We start from the raw sequence: 2,246 nt of genomic DNA on the forward strand, positions 1-2,246 counted from the left end.
TTCCGGCCTCCGGGTCGCCCGTCGGCGGCTCCTTCATGCGCGCGAGATGGAACGTTCCCACGATTCAGGCAAAGCAACTCTGAAAAGGCTCAATGATGCCGAGGATGGGTTCGATGGCGCGGCCAGGGTCGAGATCGGCGCGGCAGGTGAAGATATCGATGTGGGTAAGTCGGTGCTCAGGCCAGGTGGAGACGGTGATATGTGATTCGGCGAGAATGAGAACGCAGGTGACGCCGTGGGGTTGGAACGGTTCGACGAGGTGGGATCGGATCGTACAGCCGAGCTGGTGGGCGGTTTCCCGCATCGCGCCCATGATGTGGTCGGCGGGAATGTTGCCGGGGTGGCAGTGAGTGACGTCGAAGACGGCGTGAATCATCGTGCGGGCCGGGTGTTCAGGCGGTGCGGAGTCGGGCGGCGGGCAGGCCGGCGTCGAGTAGGGCGGTGATGTAGTCCACGGTGTAGGTGCGGTGCAGGCGGCGGGGTTCGGCGGCCCAGCGGGTGACTTCGGTCCAGAGGAGTTCGAGGATGTCGTCGCCGTGCTGGGCGAGCAGGATGTCGAGGTTGAGGAAGAGCTCGGGCAGGTCGGCGTAGGCGCCGTGGGTGACGTAGAGGGTTTTGGAGAGCTTGCCGCCGGTGCGGTCAGTGATGAGTGGGGTGAACAGGGAGATCGGCCAGTCGGCCGGGGGGATGCCGAGGGTGGCGAGGGCGGGGGCAAGGACGTGGGCGTGCCAGGCCCCGCCCCAGTCGGCGCCGTCGACGGAGACGGAGCAAGCGTCGTACAGGTCACGTTCGGCGGCGAGCAGGTAGCCCATCTGGATGGAACGTACCGGGGTGTTGGCGTCGTACCAGCCGCCACCGTCCACGGGGATGATCTCGCTGTAGGGGCCGTGGTGGGGGCAGCGGCTGTCGAGGCGGATCGCGCCGGGCAGCGCGGTGATGCGCAGGTCTCGGGCGGATTTCTGCATGAGCCGGCAGGCGGGGCAGCGGGGGCGGATGCGGATGACGCCGTCGCGGGGCGCGACGAGGGACGCGAAGTCGCCTTGGCGGGAGGCGAGGGTGTGCAGGCAGGCGCGGACCGGCCGTAGGCCCTGGTAGGCGTCGTAGGGCCGGAACTCATACGGGACGCCGCAGCGGCGGTGCGCCCAGTCGAGGAGGCGTTCGAAGCCGGCGACGCGGTCGGTGCGGTCGAGGTGGCCGGAGTCGATGAGGTCACCGACGGTGCGGGTGTAGATCTCGCCGTCGATGGTCAGCTGTTCGGCGGGGGCGTTGTCGAGGGCGTCGAAGACGATGCTCGCGGGCAGGCCGAGGACATCGCTGGTGTGCTGGGCGACGGCGAACACGGTGAGCAGGGTGACGACGGTGCCGAAGTGGGGGACGCCGTTGAGCTGGGCGGCGGTGGTGAGGCGCAGCCGGGAGCGACCGGCCGCGGCGGCGCGCAGGAGGTCGGCGTTGTCGGCGGTGAGGTGGGCGATCCCGACGGGGGCGAAGATCAGCCGGTCGCTGGGACTGGTAGCGGTGGGGGTCATGGTTTCCTCCCGAGGTAGATCCAGACGGCGTCGAAATCGGGGTCGCCGGTGATGGGGATCCGTTCGAGGTGAAGCACGGTCATGCCGCTGTGGACGAACGCGGCGGTGTAGAGCTGGCGGGACAGGCGGACCCGGCCGGCGTCGGGGCTCGTGGCGGTCCAGTTCGCCCCGGCCGCCCAGCCGCCGGCGGTCAGCGGCTGGTGGGCGCGGTGCCAGCTGGACAGGAACTGTTCGGGGCTGGTGGTGAGGCCGAGCAGCCCGAACTGGGTGACCAAGTCGGCGCCGCCGGGTCGCAGCGGCAGCGGCCGGTCGGCGAGGCAGTCCGCGACGACGGTGCCGGCCAGCCGGTCGCAGCGTTCGGCGAACTCGGCCGTGGTCCGGGCGCGTAGGGCGAGCGCGGTCTGGTAAGCGGGGCGGGGCCGGCGGGTGGCCGCGTAGGCGCGCAGGAGGGTGAGCCGATGCGGGTCGAGGTCGACGGCGACGAGGCGGCGGGTCTGCAGGGCGGTCGACCACAGCAGCGACTCCGAGCCGGCCCCGAGATCGATCCAGGTTCCGGCGGGCGGAACCTCGGCGAGGGCGGCCAGGATGTTCTCGGTACCGAGACCGAAGACGAACTCGCCGCTGTAGTGCGTGTCTCGTGTGGGGGCGCTGGGTACATATCTGATCATGGATGTGATGGAGAACAGCCTGGCGGTGCGGCTGGTCCCCGACGATCTGTGG

General features: G+C 70.1%; 3 protein-coding genes. All 3 read right to left on the reverse strand.

All coding sequences use genetic code 11. The annotated features are described in order from the left end of the window. Positions 1 to 64 precede the first annotated feature (64 nt). Positions 65 to 376, reverse strand: coding sequence for an adenosylmethionine decarboxylase (speD, locus tag B056_RS0109595; RefSeq protein WP_018501648.1), 312 nt, complete (start codon positions 374 to 376; stop codon positions 65 to 67). 16 nt (positions 377 to 392) lie between these two features. Then, on the reverse strand, positions 393 to 1,526 hold the full coding sequence (locus B056_RS0109600; protein WP_018501649.1) for a hypothetical protein: 1,134 nt from the start codon (positions 1,524 to 1,526) through the stop codon (positions 393 to 395). Continuing rightward, a partial coding sequence (locus tag B056_RS43550) for a class I SAM-dependent methyltransferase (RefSeq protein ID WP_230202922.1) occupies positions 1,523 to 2,246 on the reverse strand: 724 nt, incomplete at its 5' end. The genes B056_RS43550 and B056_RS0109600, both read right to left, overlap by 4 nt.

The organism is Parafrankia discariae, from assembly GCF_000373365.1.
GTDB lineage: Bacteria > Actinomycetota > Actinomycetes > Frankiales > Frankiaceae > Parafrankia > Parafrankia discariae.